The 17,158-nt window shown below is 68.6% G+C and carries 13 protein-coding genes; 11 read left to right on the forward strand and 2 right to left on the reverse strand.

Annotation, left to right across the window (positions count from 1 at the left end; all coding sequences use genetic code 11):
- Positions 1 to 3: 3 nt before the first annotated feature.
- A complete protein-coding gene (locus W7S_RS01025; protein ID WP_008262998.1) occupies positions 4 to 789 on the forward strand; it encodes a 1-acyl-sn-glycerol-3-phosphate acyltransferase in 786 nt (261 codons plus the stop codon).
- A 19-nt stretch (positions 790 to 808) separates the two neighbouring features.
- A complete protein-coding gene (locus tag W7S_RS01030) occupies positions 809 to 1,621 on the forward strand; it encodes a Cof-type HAD-IIB family hydrolase (protein WP_008263000.1) in 813 nt (270 codons plus the stop codon).
- 6 nt (positions 1,622 to 1,627) lie between these two features.
- Here W7S_RS01030 and W7S_RS01035 read toward each other — a convergent pair whose 3' ends face one another.
- Both W7S_RS01035 and W7S_RS01040 read right to left on the reverse strand, forming a co-directional pair.
- The gene (locus W7S_RS01035; protein ID WP_179293376.1) at positions 1,628 to 3,274 is read right to left on the reverse strand and encodes an LGFP repeat-containing protein; all 1,647 of its coding nucleotides are present in this window, start codon (positions 3,272 to 3,274) and stop codon (positions 1,628 to 1,630) included.
- 132 nt (positions 3,275 to 3,406) lie between these two features.
- Positions 3,407 to 4,438, reverse strand: a complete 1,032-nt coding sequence (locus W7S_RS01040) for a PirG (protein WP_173662725.1) — start codon at positions 4,436 to 4,438, stop codon at positions 3,407 to 3,409.
- Positions 4,439 to 4,713: 275 nt separating this feature from the next.
- Between W7S_RS01040 and glf the strand changes: the two genes are divergently transcribed.
- The 9 genes from glf to fadD32 all read left to right on the forward strand — a co-directional run bounded on the left by glf (position 4,714) and on the right by fadD32 (position 17,150).
- Positions 4,714 to 5,904, forward strand: a complete 1,191-nt coding sequence (gene glf, locus W7S_RS01045) for a UDP-galactopyranose mutase (RefSeq protein ID WP_008263005.1) — start codon at positions 4,714 to 4,716, stop codon at positions 5,902 to 5,904.
- Positions 5,905 to 6,003: 99 nt separating this feature from the next.
- The gene (locus W7S_RS01050) at positions 6,004 to 7,890 is read left to right on the forward strand and encodes a glycosyltransferase (RefSeq protein WP_008263006.1); all 1,887 of its coding nucleotides are present in this window, start codon (positions 6,004 to 6,006) and stop codon (positions 7,888 to 7,890) included.
- Positions 7,883 to 8,431, forward strand: a complete 549-nt coding sequence (locus tag W7S_RS01055) for a phosphatase PAP2 family protein (RefSeq protein WP_179300124.1) — start codon at positions 7,883 to 7,885, stop codon at positions 8,429 to 8,431. The genes W7S_RS01050 and W7S_RS01055 overlap by 8 nt, the downstream gene beginning before the upstream one ends.
- The gene (locus W7S_RS01060; protein ID WP_008263021.1) at positions 8,428 to 9,345 is read left to right on the forward strand and encodes a decaprenyl-phosphate phosphoribosyltransferase; all 918 of its coding nucleotides are present in this window, start codon (positions 8,428 to 8,430) and stop codon (positions 9,343 to 9,345) included. Before W7S_RS01055 ends, W7S_RS01060 begins: the two co-directional genes overlap by 4 nt.
- Complete coding sequence (gene aftB, locus W7S_RS01065) at positions 9,332 to 11,302, forward strand: terminal beta-(1->2)-arabinofuranosyltransferase (protein ID WP_269147568.1); 1,971 nt, start codon at positions 9,332 to 9,334, stop codon at positions 11,300 to 11,302. The genes W7S_RS01060 and aftB overlap by 14 nt, the downstream gene beginning before the upstream one ends.
- A 391-nt stretch (positions 11,303 to 11,693) precedes the next feature.
- Positions 11,694 to 12,737, forward strand: a complete 1,044-nt coding sequence (ag85A, locus tag W7S_RS01070; RefSeq protein ID WP_008263023.1) for a diacylglycerol acyltransferase/mycolyltransferase Ag85A — start codon at positions 11,694 to 11,696, stop codon at positions 12,735 to 12,737.
- 162 nt (positions 12,738 to 12,899) lie between these two features.
- The gene (locus tag W7S_RS01075) at positions 12,900 to 13,802 is read left to right on the forward strand and encodes an esterase family protein (RefSeq protein WP_008263024.1); all 903 of its coding nucleotides are present in this window, start codon (positions 12,900 to 12,902) and stop codon (positions 13,800 to 13,802) included.
- A gap of 131 nt (positions 13,803 to 13,933) precedes the next feature.
- A complete protein-coding gene (locus W7S_RS01080) occupies positions 13,934 to 14,944 on the forward strand; it encodes a cutinase family protein (protein ID WP_009956783.1) in 1,011 nt (336 codons plus the stop codon).
- Positions 14,945 to 15,251: 307 nt separating this feature from the next.
- Positions 15,252 to 17,150 (forward strand): long-chain-fatty-acid--AMP ligase FadD32, encoded by a 1,899-nt coding sequence (gene fadD32 / locus W7S_RS01085; RefSeq protein ID WP_009956782.1) that lies wholly within the window; start codon positions 15,252 to 15,254, stop codon positions 17,148 to 17,150.
- Positions 17,151 to 17,158: the final 8 nt, after the last annotated feature.

A 17,158-nucleotide genomic window follows, 5' to 3' on the forward strand; every position in this document is an offset into this window, starting at 1 on the left:
AACATGCCCGAGGGGTTCTACCGGCTGGCGGAGTGGATCGTCCCGCCGATGGTCGCCGTGCAGGGAACCAAGTTCACCTATGAGGGCCTCGAGAACATCCCCGAGCGCGGCGGCGCCCTGCTGGCCCAAAACCACACCAGTTACTTGGACTGGCTTCCCACGCTGATGGCCGTCCGGGAGCGCCGGCGGCGCGCGTATTTCATGATCAAGGCCGAGATGGCCGACGTGAAGGCGGTCAACTACGTCATCAAGCACGCCCGGCTGATCCCGGTGGATCGCAGGTCGGGTCACGACGCCTTCGACGCGGCGGTGCAACGCATGCGCGAGGGCGAGCTGATCGGGACGCACCCCGAGGCCACCATCAGCCGCAGTTTCGAGCTGCGGGAATTCAAGACCGGGGCCGCGCGCATGGCGCTGGAAGCGCAGGTGCCGATCGTCCCGGTGATCGTGTGGGGCGCCCACCGGATCTGGCCCAAGGACCATCCGAAAAAGGTGCTGCGCAACAAGGTTCCGATCACCGTGGTCGCCGGGCGCCCGCTGCCACCGCGGGGCACGCCCGATCAGCTCAACGCGGTGTTGCGTGAGGCGATGAATGCCCTGCTGTATCGGGTGCAGGAGGAATACCCGCACCCGAAGGACGAATTCTGGGTGCCGCGCCGATTGGGGGGCGGCGCGCCCACCCAGGAGGATTCCCGGGCCATCCGGTTGTCGGAATTGCAGGAGCGGATGCAGAAGTACGGGACCGACGGCGTCACGCGCCCGGGGCAGACGCAAAGCGGATTGCATTGAGCGGTCGGGCCCGAGGACGATGAAGCCGACGCTCATCGCCTGCGACGTCGACGGCACCCTGTTCGACGACGACGAAAAGATCACCCCGCGCACCCGCGACGCCATTCGCGCCGCGGTGGACTCCGGTGCGCAGTTCGTCGTGGCGACCGGGCGCCCGCCCCGGTGGATACGTCCCGTCGTCGACGCGCTGGGCTTCGCCCCAATTGCGGTGTGCGCCAACGGCGCCGTGATCTATGACTCCGCCACCGACCGGGTGATGTCGACGCGCACGCTGTCCGTCGACACCCTGGCCGAGTTGGCGGAGCTGGCGACTCGCGTCATACCCGGCGCGGGTCTGGCCGTCGAGCGGATCGGCGAACGCGCCCACGACACGGCGACCCCGCAGTTCATCAGCTCGCCGGGCTACGAGCATGCCTGGCTCAACCCCGACAACACCGAGGTGTCGATCGAGGACCTGCTCAGCGCCCCGGCGATCAAGCTGCTCATTCGCCGGGCCGGGGCCCGTAGCTCCGACATGGCCGCCGAGCTGGCCAAGCACGTCGGCATCGAGGGCGACATCACCTACTCCACCGACAACGGCCTGGTCGAGATCGTGCCGCTGGGGATCAGCAAGGCCACCGGGGTGGACGAGATCGCCAGGCCGCTGCAGATCGCCCGTGAGGAGGTGGTGGCGTTCGGCGACATGCCCAACGACCTGCCGATCCTGCGCTGGGCGGGCCATGGCGTGGCGATGGGCAACGCCCATCCCGACGTGCAGGCCGCCGCCGACGAGGTGACCGCCGCCAACAACGACGACGGCGTGGGGCGGGTGCTGGAACGTTGGTGGCTTTAACGCGCCTCAGGTGGCGCCGGGGTGCGCCGGTAGCGAGAAGTGTTCGGCGGGCACCGTTGGGCCGCTTGGCAATTGGGTGGCCAGCGGCGTCGTGATGCCGTCCACCACCTCGGTGACGTTTCCGGTCAGCCGCTCGAAGTTCAGCGTCCCGTGCTGGAAGTTCTGCGTAATCTGCAGCGGCTCTTGTATTTCCGCGCTGGTCGGCAACCCGAGTGGGCCGCGCTCGTAGCTCTGCGATCCCCAGGCGTCGTAGATGGCGCCGGTGACCGGCTGGGGGCCGGTCTCGGGTGACCAATACATGGCCCCCCGGGCGAAGGTGACAAAGCGGGCGTCACCGGCCGCGCTGTCCTCGGGCGCGGTCGGCGCACCCAGCACGCTGTTCATCCCGCCGATCGCCTGCCAGTGATCGTAGATCGCGCCGCCCTGCAGCGCCTTGATAAGTTCCTCCGGTGGGTCGTTGAAATGCGCTGCGATGTCCCGTATCTCGTCCATCAGCGCGTAGGCGGCGTTGCCCGGGCAGTCGGTGTTGCCGACGTCACGGTGGGTGAAGATGGTCGGCAGCGTCGCGACCGAACCCGCCGGGAAGGTGGTGTAGTGGCTGCCGGCCGACTCCAGTTGCACCGTGCCCTTGGGGTCGACGCCGTCGATGCCCAGCCGCCAACCGAGCAGGCGGCCGACGGTGCGCAGTTGGATCGGTGTCGGGGGCACGTCGTCGAAGTTGCCGATCATCGACACGCCCCAGGTGTTGCGGTTGAACCCGCCGGTGTGGAAGGCCTCGACCGCCTTGGTGAGCCCGCCTGCGCTGCCCTCGAACACCTGTCCGTACTTGTCGACCAGCGCGTTGTAGGCGATGTCGCACCAGCCCAGCGTCTTGCTGTGGTAGGTGTAAATGGCCTTGACGATCCCGGCCGATTCCAGCGGCGAATAGTCGTTACTGCCCGCGGTGTGGTGGATGACCGCGGCGCGAATCCCGTTGTCGTACTGCGGGCTACCGCATCGCAGCGATTCGTCGGCACCCCATTCCGCGCGGCTGATGATGGGGGGCGCCTGCCCGGGCATCACCACCCCGGACGGAGGTGTCCACTGGGTTTGGGTCGGCGCTTGGGGCGGGGAGATGAGGACGGCGGAGATGTTCTGCCCGAAGGGCTGTTCCCTCGACGCCGGTTTGTACCCCAGATCCTTCGCTTCAGTCGGGGACGCCGGGGGCGGCTGGGTCGCCTTCGCGTCGAGCGGCCGGGTCACCGCGATCTGGACGGTGGTCGTGGTGCCGACGAAGACCGGGTCCGTGCCGCGCGGCCCCTCCGCAACGCCGGCCGGATGGGCGGCCCCCGCGGGGTCGGGCGCCGCGGTTTCGTACTCCGTCTGATACCAGGGGCCCCACGAGCCGTCGGGGTGTCTGGCGCGCACCCGGGTCGACGTGCCGGCCAGGTCGCCGGTCAGCGCCACCAACGAGAACGGAGTGTCCTGACCGATTTCGCGAACCGTGACTCCGGCGCCCAGTCCGATGAGCGGTTGCTCGACGAGTTGGGTGCCGCGCGCCGGCGCTGGGCCGGCGGCAACGCGACCGCGCGTCGCGTCCCCCACCCACGAGACGATGACGACGGTCGCCGCGATGGCGGTGAGCATCATCGTCGGCGCGCGACTGCGAGACACCAGCCGATGTTACGTGTGTTTCTAATGTTATCTATGAGACGACACGAGGTTGGGCGTGGCCGAATCTCGACCAAAATCGACGGCACCGCAGATGATTCTGCGGTGCCGTCTGGTGGAGGGTTCGGGTAAAGGTCAGACCGGGGGCAGTGCCGGCACCGCGCCCGCGGCCGCCGGAAGCGCACCGGCGGCACCCGCGGCGGCCGGGAGTGCTCCCGCCGCGGCACCGGGCAGGGCGCCCGCGGCGCCCGGCAAGGCACCCGCGGCGCCCGGCAGAGCGCCCGCGGCGGCACCCGGGAGGGCGCCCGCGGCCCCGCCGCCCTGCATGCCCTGCGTGATGGCCGGCATCACCAAGCCCTTGAGCAGGTCGATCGCCTGACCGGCGCCCAACTGGTTGGCCGCCTGCATGACGTCGTTGACCAGGCCGCCGCTGGCGCCGGATCCGGAGCCACCGCCCAGGCCGGTGCCGCCACCGATGGGCGAAGCGTTACCGAACGTCGACGGGTCGCCGAGGATCGGGTAGGTGCCGCCGACGCCCGGGTCCAGGCCGGCCCCGGAGTCGATGGGTACCTCGCTCGGCGACAGGGTCGGGCTGCCGAGCCCCGGCGCCACCCCGGCCGGGCTGGTCAGCCCGGGGTTGGACAGCGCGGGGTTGAGCCCGGCGCCCGGGGTCGCGATCCCCGCGCCCGGGGTGGCCGGCAGCGCACCGGGCGCGGTGAGCCCGGGCGTCGTAGGAGCCGCGCCGGGGTTCGTGAGGCCCGGGCTCGCCAGCCCGGGGCTGGTCAAACCGGGGCTCGTCAGGCCGGGGCTGGTCAAACCGGGGCTCGTCAGGCCGGGATTGGTCAGGCCCGGCGTCCCCAGCCCGGGGGTCCCGAGGCCCGGAGTGCCCAGGCCGGGACTGGCGAGACCGGGTGTGGTCGCGCCCCCGCTCAGGGCGGGAACCGGAGGCATGTTGATCCCGAATTGCGACAGCCCCTGGGACAGCGCGCCCATCAGCTCGCCGGGCAGGTCGCTCATCACCGCGGCCTGCTTGAACTCGTGATGCTCGGGCGCCTTGTGGTCGGCCGTCGATTCGTAAACAAGGAAGTATGCGCACGGACTCGCCACTGCCAGGGCGGCAACCGCGCTCATGGCTGTCGAGAGCTTGCGTCGGCGTCGGTTCGGCACGGAAGTCTCCTCTATCTGACTATGTGTTGTGTTGGCGGTCCCGCCGGTCCTATCTGGCTGGAATCACACACAGTCGATGGTACGAGTGGGGACCCTGTTACTAGAGTGGTGATATTGAATCGTGAGGCAATTGCGACCAGGACTGTGATCGCGAGCCCGGGACCTCCCACCGGCCGCCGCGAAGGCCCCCGCGGCGGCGCCCGTCAAACGGCCGGCCCTCTCCGTGGCCTCGCCAAATGGGTTAGGGCCCCGCGGTCGGATACCCTAAGCAACCGATGACAGCTCGTTTCGATCTTTTCGTCGTCGGCTCTGGATTCTTCGGACTGACCATTGCCGAGCGCGTGGCTACCCAGCTTCAGAAGCGTGTACTCGTGGTGGACCGCCGTCCGCACATCGGTGGCAACGCCTATTCGGAAGCCGAGCCGCACACCGGCATCGAGGTGCACAAGTACGGCGCCCACCTGTTCCACACCTCTAACAAGAGGGTCTGGGACTACGTGCGGCAGTTCACCGAGTTCACCGACTACCGGCACCGGGTCTTCGCCATGCACAACGGGCAGGCCTACCAGTTCCCGATGGGGCTGGGCCTGGTGTCGCAGTTCTTCGGCAAGTACTTCACCCCCGACGAGGCGCGCAAGCTCATCGCCGAGCAGGCCGCCGAGATCAAAACCGAGGACGCGCAGAACTTCGAGGAGAAGGCCATCTCCCTGGTCGGCCGGCCGCTCTATGAGGCCTTCCTCAAGAACTACACCGCCAAGCAGTGGCAGACCGACCCCAAGGAGCTGCCGGCGTCGAACATCACCCGGCTGCCGGTGCGCTACACGTTCGACAACCGCTACTTTTCCGACACCTACGAGGGCCTGCCGGTCGACGGGTACACGGCGTGGCTGCAGAACATGGCCGCCGACGACCGCATCGAGGTCCGGCTGGACACCGACTGGTTCGACGTGCGCGACCAACTGCGCGCGGACAGCCCCGACGCGCCGGTCGTCTACACCGGCCCGCTGGACCGCTACTTCGACTACGCCGAGGGCCGGCTGGGCTGGCGCACGCTGGACTTCGAGCTGGAAGTGCTTCCGATCGGGGATTTCCAGGGCACACCGGTGATGAACTACAACGACGCCGACGTGCCCTACACCCGCATCCACGAGTTCCGGCACTTCCACACCGAGCGCGACTATCCGGCCGACAAGACCGTGATCATGCGCGAATATTCGCGGTTCGCCGAGGACGACGACGAGCCCTACTACCCGATCAACACCGAGGCCGACCGCGCCGTGCTGGCCGCCTACCGGGCCAGGGCGAAGTCCGAAACCGCTTCGGCGAAGGTGCTTTTCGGCGGGCGGTTGGGCACCTACCAGTATCTGGACATGCACATGGCCATCGCCAGCGCACTGAACATGTACGACAACGTCCTCGCGCCGCACCTGCGCGACGGCAAAGCTCTAGTGGGGGAGAGCGACTGATGCGTGCCACGACGACGCAGAGCGAAGCGATGAGGAGGAGTGGCGCCTGATGCGTGCTACGACGATGCAGAGCGAAGCGATGAGGAGGAGTGGCGCCTGATGACTGCCGTAAGCCTGTTGTCCCGAATCATCCTGCCGCGTCCCGGCGAGCCGCTCGACGTGCGCAAGCTGTACCTGGAGGAGTCGACGACCAACGCCCGGCGTGCGCATGCCACCAGCCGCACCTCGCTGGAGATCGGCAAAGAGTCCGAGGTGTCGTTCGCCACCTACTTCAACGCGTTCCCCGCGAGCTACTGGCGGCGCTGGTCGATCTGCAGTTCGGTCGTGTTGCGCGTCGAGCTGACCGGGACCGGACGCGTCGACGTCTACCGGACCAAGGCCACCGGGGTGCGAATCTCGGTGGAGGGCCGCCAATTCGTCGGCACCGACGAGCAGCCGGCCGTCGTCGAGATCGAGGTGGCCCTGCGGCCGTTCGAGGACGGCGGCTGGATCTGGTTCGACATCACCACCGACACCGAGGTCAACCTGATCAGCGGCGGCTGGTATGCGACCGAGCCGGCCCCGGGCACGGCCAACATCGCCGTCGGCATCCCCACCTTCAACCGCCCCGCCGACTGCGTCAACGCGCTGGCCGACCTCACCGCAGACCCGTTGGTGGACAAGGTGATCGGCGCGGTGATCGTTCCGGACCAGGGCACCCGCAAGGTGCGCGAACACCCGGACTTCCCGGCGGCGGCCGCCGGCCTGGGCGATCGGTTGTCCATCCACGACCAGCCCAACCTCGGCGGCTCCGGCGGCTACAGCCGGGTGATGTACGAGGCGCTGAAAAACACCGACTGCCAACAGATCCTGTTCATGGACGACGACATCCGCATCGAGCCGGACACGATCCTGCGGGTGCTGGCTCTGCACCGCTTCGCCAAGACACCGATGCTCATCGGCGGCCAGATGCTGAACCTGCAGGAGCCGTCCCACCTGCACATCATGGGCGAGGTCGTCGACCAGTCGAACTTCATGTGGACCGCCGCGCCGCACGCCGAATACGACCACGACTTCGCGCAATTTCCGTTGAACGACAAGAACCCTCGCAGCGCACTGCTGCACCGGCGCATCGACGTCGACTTCAACGGCTGGTGGACGTGCATGATCCCCCGGCAGGTCGCCGAGGAACTGGGCCAGCCGCTGCCGCTGTTCATCAAATGGGACGACGCCGAATACGGCCTGCGCGCCGGCGAGCACGGCTATCCGACCGTCACCCTGCCCGGCGCCGCCATCTGGCACATGGCCTGGAGCGACAAGGACGACGCCATCGACTGGCAGGCCTACTTCCACCTGCGCAACCGGCTGGTGGTCGCGGCGCTGCACTGGGACGGTGACATCACCGGGCTGGTCCGCAGCCACCTCAAGGCGACGCTGAAACACCTTGCCTGCCTTGAGTATTCGACGGTGGCGATCCAGAACAGGGCCATCGACGACTTCCTCGCCGGGCCCGAGCACATCTTCTCGATCCTGGAATCCGCGCTGCCGGAGGTGCATCGCCTGCGCAAGGAATACCCGGACGCGGTGGTGCTGCCGGCGGCCAGCGAGCTACCGCAACCGCGCTACCAGAGCAGGGTGATGAACCCGCCGGTCAACCCGGTGTCGATCGGTTACCGGCTGGCCCGCGGGATCCTGCACAACGCGACCAAGGCCGACACCGAGGCGCACCGGACCCCGGAGTACAACGTGCCGACCCAGGACGCGCGCTGGTTCCGCTTGTGCACCGTCGACGGCGTGACGGTCACGACGGCCGACGGATGCGGCGTGGTCTACCGACAGCGGGACCGCCGAAAGATGTTCTCGCTGTTGTTCAAATCGTTGCGCCGGCAGCGTCAGCTGCTCAGCCGGTTCGACGAGATGCGCAGGGTCTATCGCGACGCACTGCCGGTGTTGTCCAGCAAGCAGAAGTGGGAGACGGCGTTGCTGCCAGCTGCGGAACATGCCTGAGGCCTCTGCTGCGCAGGCCCCGCGCGGTGAGGTGGCCGCGCTGGTCGCCGTCCAGGCGGCGCTGGGCGGTCGGCCCGGGGTGCTATCGGTGGCGCGCGCGCTGTCCCACTTCGGCGAGCACAGCGTCGGGTGGGTGGCCGTCGCCCTGCTCGGCGCGGTCCTGTCGCCGAAGCGGCGCGGGGACTGGCTGATCGCCGGGGCCGGCGCCTTCGTCGCCCACGCCGCCGCCGTGGTCGTCAAGCGGATCGTGTGGCGCAAGCGGCCGCACGATCCCGCCGTCGTGGTGAACGTCGGCACGCCCAGCCAGTTGAGTTTTCCCTCCGCGCATGCCACTTCCACCACCGCCGCCGCCATCCTGATGGGCCGGACCACCGGCCTGCCGCTACCCGCGGTCCTGGTGCCGCCGATGGCGTTGTCGCGAATGTTGCTGGGCGTGCACTACCCCAGCGACGTGGCCTGCGGCATCGCCCTGGGTGCCGTCATCGCGGCGATCGCGCGCCGCGCCGGACAGGTGCAAGAGGTTGTAAGAGGTAACGCATGACCGAGGAAACCGAGGAAGTGGTGGCCGGGCCGCCCAGCAACCTGGTCGCCGGGGTGATCAAGGCGCTCCGCCCGCGCCAGTGGGTGAAGAACGTCTTGGTGCTGGCCGCGCCGGTGGCCGGGCTGGGCAGCGGGATTCGATACGACTACGGGCAGATGCTCACTCAGGTCGGGTTGGCGTTCGTGGTGTTCAGCCTGGCGGCGTCGTCGATCTATCTGGTCAACGACGTGCGCGACGTCGAGGCCGACCGCGAACACCCCACCAAGAGGTTCCGCCCGATCGCGGCGGGGGTGGTGCCCGAGTGGCTGGCCTACGCCCTGGCGGTGCTGCTGGGTGCGGCCTCGCTGGGCATCGCCTGGATGGTGACGCCGAACCTGGCCTTGGTGATGGCCGTCTACCTCGGCATGCAGCTGGCGTACTGCTTCGGACTCAAACACCAAGCGGTGCTTGACATCTGCATCGTGTCATCGGCGTACCTGCTGCGCGCCATCGCCGGCGGCGTGGCCACCGAAATCCCGCTGTCACAATGGTTTTTGCTCTCGGCGGCGTTCGCGTCGCTGTTCATGGTGGCCGGCAAGCGTTACGCCGAACTGCAATTGGCCGAACGCACCGGCGCCAAGATCCGCAAGTCGCTGGAGAGCTACACCAGCACGTACCTGAGGTTCGTCTGGACCATGTCCGCCACCGCGGTGGTGGTCTGTTACGGCTTGTGGGCGTTCGAGCGCGACCACCATTCGGGGTCCTGGTTCGCGGTCTCCATGGTCCCGTTCACCATCGCGATCCTGCGCTACGCGGTCGACGTGGACGGCGGTCTGGCCGGGGAGCCCGAAGACATCGCGTTGCGGGACCGGGTGTTGCAGCTGCTGGCGGTGGCGTGGATCGCGACCATTGGAGCCGCCGTTGCCTTCGGTTAGCCCCGAGCTGCAGGCGCTCAAGGCGCGCATGATGCGCAGCCGGCCGGTGATCAGGCGGCCCGGCTGGCCGGTGTTCCCATACACGACCATGGTGCGGACCAGCCTGTGGATCGGCGTCGCGGTCGTCGCCGTCCTGTTCGGTTGGGGCGCCTGGCAGCGGCGGTGGATCGCCGACGACGGGCTCATCGTGTTGCGCACCGTGCGCAACCTGCTCGCCGGCAACGGGCCGGTCTTCAACCAGGGCGAGCGGGTGGAGGCCAACACCTCCACCGCCTGGACGTACCTGATGTACGCCGGCAGCTGGGTCGGCGGCCCGCTGCGCATGGAGTACGTGGCTTTGGCTCTGGCGCTGGTGCTTTCGGTGCTCGGTGTGGCGCTGCTGATGCTGGGCGCCGCGCGGCTGTACGCGCCCAGCCTGCGCGGGCGCAAAGCGATCATGTTGCCCGCCGGCGCACTGGTGTACATCGCGCTGCCGCCGGCGCGCGACTTCGCCACCTCGGGCCTGGAAAGCGGTTTGGCGCTGGCCTACCTCGGGCTGCTGTGGTGGATGATGGTCTGCTGGGCGCAGCCCGTTCGCAACCGCCCGGACAAGAACGTGTTCGTCGGCGCGCTGGCGTTCGTCGCCGGGTTCAGCGTCCTGGTCCGGCCCGAGCTGGCGCTCATGGGTGGGCTGGCGCTGATCATGATGATGATCGCCGCCCGGACCTGGCGGCGCCGCGCGCTGATCGTGGCGGCCGGCGGTCTCCTGCCGGTCGGCTACGAGATCTTCCGGATGGGCTACTACGGCCTGCTGGTGCCGGGCACCGCCCTGGCCAAGGATGCGGCCGGGGACAAGTGGTCCCAGGGCATGATCTACCTCTCGAACTTCGACGCCCCGTACGCGGTGTGGATACCCGTGGTCCTGCTCGTGCCGCTGGGCGTGCTGCTGTTCGCAGCCCGGCGCCGGCCCTCGTTCCTGCGGCCCGCGCTGGCGCCCGACTACGGGCGGGTGGCCCGGGCCGTGCACAGCCCGCCGGCGGTGGTCGCGTGGGTCCTGATCAGCGGCCTGCTGCAGGCCCTGTACTGGATTCGGCAGGGCGGCGACTTCATGCACGCGCGGGTGCTGCTGGCGCCCGTGTTCTGCCTGCTGGCCCCCGTGGCCGTCGTCCCGGTCGCCATCCCCGACGGCCAGGACTATTCGCGCGAGACCGGTAACTGGGTGGCCGGCGCGGCCGCCGCGCTGTGGCTGGGGGTGGCCGGCTGGTCGCTGTGGGCCGCGAATTCACCCGGCATGGGCGACGACGCCACCCACGTCACGTACTCCGGCATCGTCGACGAACGGCGCTTCTACGCCCAGGCCACCGGTCACGCACATCCGCTGACCGCCGCGGACTACCTGGGCTACCCGCGGATGGCCGCCATCCTGACGGCCCTGAACGACACCCCCGACGGCGCGCTGCTGCTGCCGTCGGGCAACTACATCCAATGGGACCTGGTGCCGCAGGCCCAGCCCGCGCCGGGCGACAAACCGCAAAAGCCGCAGCACGCGGTGTTTTTCACCAACCTCGGCATGGTCGGCATGAACGTCGGGCTCGACGTCCGGGTCATCGACCAGATCGGGCTGGCGAATCCACTGGCGCAACACACCGAGCGGCTCAAGCACGGCCGCATCGGGCATGACAAGAACCTCTTCCCGGACTGGGTGATCGCCGACGGCCCCTGGGTGAAGGTGTACCCGGGAATCCCGGGCTACCTGGACGCGCAGTGGGTCGCCGACGCGGTCGCGGCGCTGAAATGCCCCGACACCCAGGCGGTGCTCGGCTCGGTGCGCGCGCCGATGAACCCGCATCGGTTCCTGTCCAACGTGCTGCACTCCTTCCAGTTCACCAAGTACCGCATCGACCGGGTCCCGCTCTACGAGCTGGCGCGGTGCGGGCTTCCGATACCCGAACAATCGCCCCCGCCGCCTCGCGAGTAAGCGCTGCGCAGAAGAAATTTCGGCAGATTTCACCACGATTACGGCCGGCCCGTCACGAAAAAATGGCAGCAACATCACATTTGGCCTCTCACCAGCTGGCAATGGCGGTCAAGCACATGCGCAATACTCGCCTTTTCTACACGTGTTTGACATGAAAACCGCTGGGTAGGTGGGCCGCTCGCCGGTTCGGGGGCCCGCCTCGATGCGAACGAATGGGGCAAGGTGTGGTTGACTACACGGGCACTCCTGCGCTTCGCGCGGTGACGATGCGGGCCGACCGGTTCGACGAGGAGCCGTGCAAGTGGGTACGCGCAGGCAGTTCGACCCAATCAGGAAAGCGCCCAAACGGACGAATGCGCCGGGAGGCCGCAAGAAGGATGAGGAAGCAAGGATGACGCTTGTCGACAGATTGCGCGGCGCCGTGGCGAGTATGCCGCGCCGGCTCGTGGTGGGGGCCGCCAGTGCGGCGCTGCTGACGGGCCTGATTGGCGCCGTCGGGGGCTCGGCGACCGCCGGTGCCTTCTCGCGCCCGGGTCTGCCGGTGGAGTACCTGCAGGTTCCGTCCGCCGGGATGGGCCGCGACATCAAGGTTCAGTTCCAAAGCGGCGGCGCGAACTCGCCGGCTCTGTACCTGCTCGACGGCATGCGTGCGCAGGACGACTTCAACGGCTGGGACATCAATACCCCGGCGTTCGAGTGGTACAACCAGTCGGGCATCTCGGTCGCCATGCCGGTGGGTGGCCAGTCCAGCTTCTACTCCGACTGGTACAAGCCCGCCTGCGGCAAGGCCGGCTGCACCACCTACAAGTGGGAGACCTTCCTGACCAGCGAGCTCCCCGCGTACCTGCAGAGCCAGAGGCAGGTCAAGCCGACCGGCAGCGCCGTCGTCGGCCTGTCGATGGCCGGATCGTCGGCGCTGATCCTGGCCGCCTACCACCCCGAGCAGTTCGTCTACGCCGGATCGCTGTCGGCGCTGCTGGACCCGTCTCAGGGCATGGGCCCGTCGCTGATCGGTCTGGCCATGGGTGACGCCGGTGGCTACAAGGCCGCCGACATGTGGGGCCCGAAGGAAGACCCGGCCTGGGCGCGCAACGACCCGTCGCTTCAGGTGGGCAAGCTCGTCGCCAACAACACCCGCATCTGGGTGTACTGCGGTAACGGCAAGCCGTCCGACCTCGGTGGCGACAACCTGCCCGCGAAGTTCCTCGAGGGCTTCGTGCGGACCAGCAACCTGAAGTTCCAAGACGCCTACAACGCCGCCGGTGGCCACAACGCGTTCTGGAACTTCGACGCCAACGGCACCCACGACTGGCCCTACTGGGGCGCGCAGCTGCAGGCGATGAAGCCTGACATGCAGTCGGTTCTGGGCGCCACCCCGGGCGCGGGCCCGGCCACGGCCTCGGCTGCCGGTAACGGAACCGGCCAGGGCACCTAAAACACGCCAAGCACCACGACTCGCGGCGGGAACCCTTCGGGGTTTCCGCCGTTAGTCGTTCGCGGCACGTGTGACGTGTTTCACTACCCGGCGAGCGCGGGGGCCGGCCCGCTGGCTAATGTGCATTCAGCGACTAGACGATGGAGGGTGGACATGACGGTCGTGCGGGGTGTGCCAGCGCTTCTTCGGGCGTTCTGCCTGGCCGCGCTAGCGGTCGGGCTGGCCTTTGTCTCACCGGCGGTCGGGGCCGTCGGCAAGGCCAGGGCCGCGGGCTACGAAAGCCTGATGGTTCCGTCGGCGGCCATGGGCCGGGACATCCCGGTGGCCTTCCTCGCCGGCGGCCCGCACGCGGTGTACCTGTTGGACGCCTTCAACGCGGCGCCCGACGTGAGCAACTGGGTCACCGCCGGCAACGCGATGAACACGCTGAGCGGCAAGGGCATCTCGGTGGTGGCCCCGGCCGGCGGCGCGTGGAGCATGTACACCAACTGGGAGCAGGACGGCAGCAAGCAGTGGGACACGTTCCTGTCCAGCGAGCTGCCCGATTGGCTGGCCGCCAACAAGGGCCTCGCGCCCGGTGGCCACGCCGCCGTCGGCGCCTCCCAGGGCGGCTACGGCGCGATGGCGCTGGCCGCCTTCCACCCCGACCGCTTCGGCTTCGCCGGCTCGCTGTCGGGCTTCCTGTACCCGTCGAGCACCAACTACAACGGCGCGATCCTGGCCGGGCTGCAGCAGTTCGGCGGCGTGGACGGCAACGGCATGTGGGGTGCGCCGCAGCTGGGCCGGTGGAAGTGGCACGACCCGTACGTGCACTCGGCGCTGCTGGCGCAGAACAACACGCGGGTCTGGGTCTACAGCCCGACCAATATGGGCGGCGACGACGCGGCCATGATCGGCCAGGCGTCCGCGGCGATGGGCAGTTCCCGGGAGTTCTACCAGCAGTACCGCAGCAACGGCGGGCACAACGGCCACTTCGACTTCCCGGGCGGCGGCGACAACGGCTGGGGCTCGTGGTCGGGGCAACTGGGGGCCATGTCGGGCGACATCGTCGGCGCCATCCGCTAGCAGCCGCGGCGGGTCGCGGCCCGGATTCGCCTAGCCGCAGAGCCGGTACCGTGTAGGAGTGCAGCAGGGGTCGCGAGGGCCGCTTGCCCGGATCCGAGCTGCGAATCCACCGACTCTGCTGGCAGGAGAACATGGCTAACAGCGCCCGGCGTAAGCGTCGCCGCACCCTCGCCTGGGTTGCCGCCCTTTCGGTCGCCGGTGTCGTCCTGTTGGTCATCGTGGCCGTCGTCACCGTGCTGCGCGGGCGCGAGTCGCAGCCCAGCGCGGTGCCGCCCGGGGTCTTGCCGCCGTCGTCGACGACATCGCACCCGCACAAGCCGCGACCCGCATCCCAGGACGCCTCGTGTCCCGACGTGCTGCTGGTCAACGTTCCCGGCACGTGGGAGTCCGCCCCCCAGGACGACCCCGCCAACCCGCTGCAGTTCCCGAACGCGTTGCTGCACAAGGTGACCGCGAGCCTCACCCAGGACTTCCCCGCGTCGCGGGTGCAGGCGTACACCACCCCGTACACCGCTCAGTTCCACAATCCGCTGAGCGGCGACACGCAGATGTCCTACAACGCCAGCCGCGCCGAAGGCACCCGCGCCACCGTGGCGGCGATGACCGACATGAACACCAAGTGCCCGCTGACCAGCTATGTGCTGATGGGCTTTTCGCAGGGCGCGGTGATCATGGGCGACATCGCCAGCGATATCGGCAACGGCCGCGGGCCCGTCGACGAAGACCTGGTGCTGGGTGTGACGTTGATCGCCGACGGGCGTCGTCAGCTCGGGGTGGGTAATGACATCGGGCCCAACCCGCCGGGCCAGGGCGCCGAGGTCACGCTGCACGAGGTGCCGATCTTGTCCGGGCTGGGTCTCACCATGACCGGCGCCCGCCCGGGCGGCTTCGGTGACCTCAACGGCAGGACCAACGAGATCTGCGCCCCGGGCGACCTCATCTGCGCCGCACCGGAAGAGGCCTTCAGCATCGCCAACCTGCCGAGCACGCTGAACACGTTGGCCGGCGGGGCCGCCCAACCGGTCCACGCGTTGTACGCGACGACCCAGTGCTGGAGCGTCGACGGGGCCCCGGCGACCGACTGGACGTTGAACTGGGCTCACGGGCTGATTGCAAATGCGCCACAACCGAAACACGGATGACCGGGGCGGTGGGACACAGGCTTTAGGTAGCGGTTGCCGGTGGCTATCAGCGGTACCTTGTGATTTGGTCTGCCGTGGGCAGGCCCGTAACATTAAGAGGAATTTAAGAGCTACCAGACTTTGTCGCGGACCCGGGTCGGGGTCGATGCCGGCTGGGACTGGCACGTGACCGCCGTTCTGGCCCGCGCGTAGACATGTAACGGTCGGCGGTAGCCGGCCAGAGCTAGGACCGAGACGTCGGCGGAGCCGACCGAGATAACAAACGTCGGCGGAGCCGACCTAGATACAGGTGTGACAGGAGAGCGGCATGGCGTACCACAACCCGTTCATCGTGAATGGAAAGATCAAGTTCCCCGACAACACGAACTTGGTCAAGCACGTTGAGAAGTGGGCGCGGGTGCGTGGCGACAAGCTCGCCTACCGGTTTGTCGACTTCTCCACCGAACGCGACGGCGAGTACCGCGACATCGTGTGGAGCGACTTCAGCGCCCGCAACCGGGCCGTGGGCGCCCGCCTGCAGCAGGTCACCCAGCCGGGCGACCGCATCGCCGTGCTGTGCCCGCAGAACCTCGACTACCTCATCGCGTTCTTCGGCGCGCTGTACGCCGGCCGGATCGCGGTGCCGCTGTTCGACCCGGCCGAGCCGGGTCACGTCGGCCGCCTGCACGCCGTCCTCGACGACTGCTCCCCCTCGACGATCCTGACCACCACCGACGCCGCCGAAGGCGTCCGCAAGTTCATCCGCGCCCGTTCGGCCAAGGAGCGGCCCCGCGTCATCGCCGTCGACGCGGTCCCCAACGAGGTCGCGTCCACCTGGGAGCCGCCCGAGGCCGACGAGAACACCATCGCCTACCTGCAGTACACGTCCGGCTCCACCCGGACCCCGACGGGCGTGCAGATCACCCACCTCAACCTGCCCACCAACGTGCTGCAGGTGCTCAACGGCCTGGAGGGCAAGGAGGGCGACCGCGGGCTGAGCTGGTTGCCGTTCTTCCACGACATGGGGCTGATCACGGCGCTGCTGTCGCCGGTGCTCGGCCACAACTTCACCTTCATGACGCCGGCCGCCTTCGTACGCCGGCCGGGCCGGTGGATCCGCGAGATGGCGCGCAAGCCCGAGGACGCTCCCGACAGCGAGGTCTTCACCGTCGCCCCGAACTTCGCCTTCGAGCACGCGGCGGTACGCGGGGTGCCCAAGGAGGGTGAGCCGCCGCTGGACCTGAGCAACGTCAAGGCGATCCTCAACGGCAGCGAACCGGTGTCCCCGGCGTCGATGCGCAAGTTCTACGAGGCGTTTTCGCCCTACGGTCTGCGGGAGACCGCGATCAAGCCGTCCTACGGCCTGGCCGAGGCGACGCTGTTCGTCTCCACCACGCCGATGGACCAGGCGCCCACGGTCATCCACGTCGACCGTGACGAGCTGAACAAGCAGCGCTTCGTCGAGGTGCCCGCCGATTCGCCGAAGGCCGTTCCGCAGGTCTCGGCCGGCACCATCGGTGTCGACGAGTGGGCCGTCATCGTCGATCCCGAGACGGCGAGCGAGCTGCCGGACGGTCAGATCGGCGAGATCTGGCTGCACGGCAACAACCTGGGCACCGGCTACTGGGGCCGCGAGCAGGAGACCAACGACATCTTCCGCAACATCCTCAAGTCGCGGATCAGCCAGTCGCACGCCGAGGGCGCCCCCGACGACGGCATGTGGGTCAAGACCGGCGACTACGGCACCTACTACAAGGGCCACCTCTATATCGCGGGCCGCATCAAGGACCTGGTCATCATCGACGGCCGCAACCACTACCCGCAGGACCTCGAGTACTCGGCGCAGGAAGCCAGCAAGGCGCTGCGCACCGGCTACGTCGCCGCCTTCTCGGTGCCGGCGAACCAGCTGCCGAAGGAAGTGTTCGACAACCCGCACACCGGCCTCAAGTACGACCCGGATGACAGCTCCGAGCAGCTGGTGATCGTCGCCGAGCGGGCCGCGGGCTCGCACAAGCTGGACTACCAGCCCATCGCCGACGACATCCGGGCGGCGATCGCCGTGCGCCACGGCGTCACGGTCCGCGACCTGCTGCTGGTGCAGTCGGGCACGATCCCGCGGACCTCCAGCGGCAAGATCGGGCACCGCGCGTGCCGCGCCGCCTACCTCGACGGCAGTCTGCGAAGCGGCGTCGGATCCCCGACCGCGTTCGCCAATTCCACCGACTGAGCTACAGG

Origin of the sequence: Mycobacterium sp. MOTT36Y, from assembly GCF_000262165.1 — a bacterium.
Taxonomy (GTDB): domain Bacteria; phylum Actinomycetota; class Actinomycetes; order Mycobacteriales; family Mycobacteriaceae; genus Mycobacterium; species Mycobacterium intracellulare.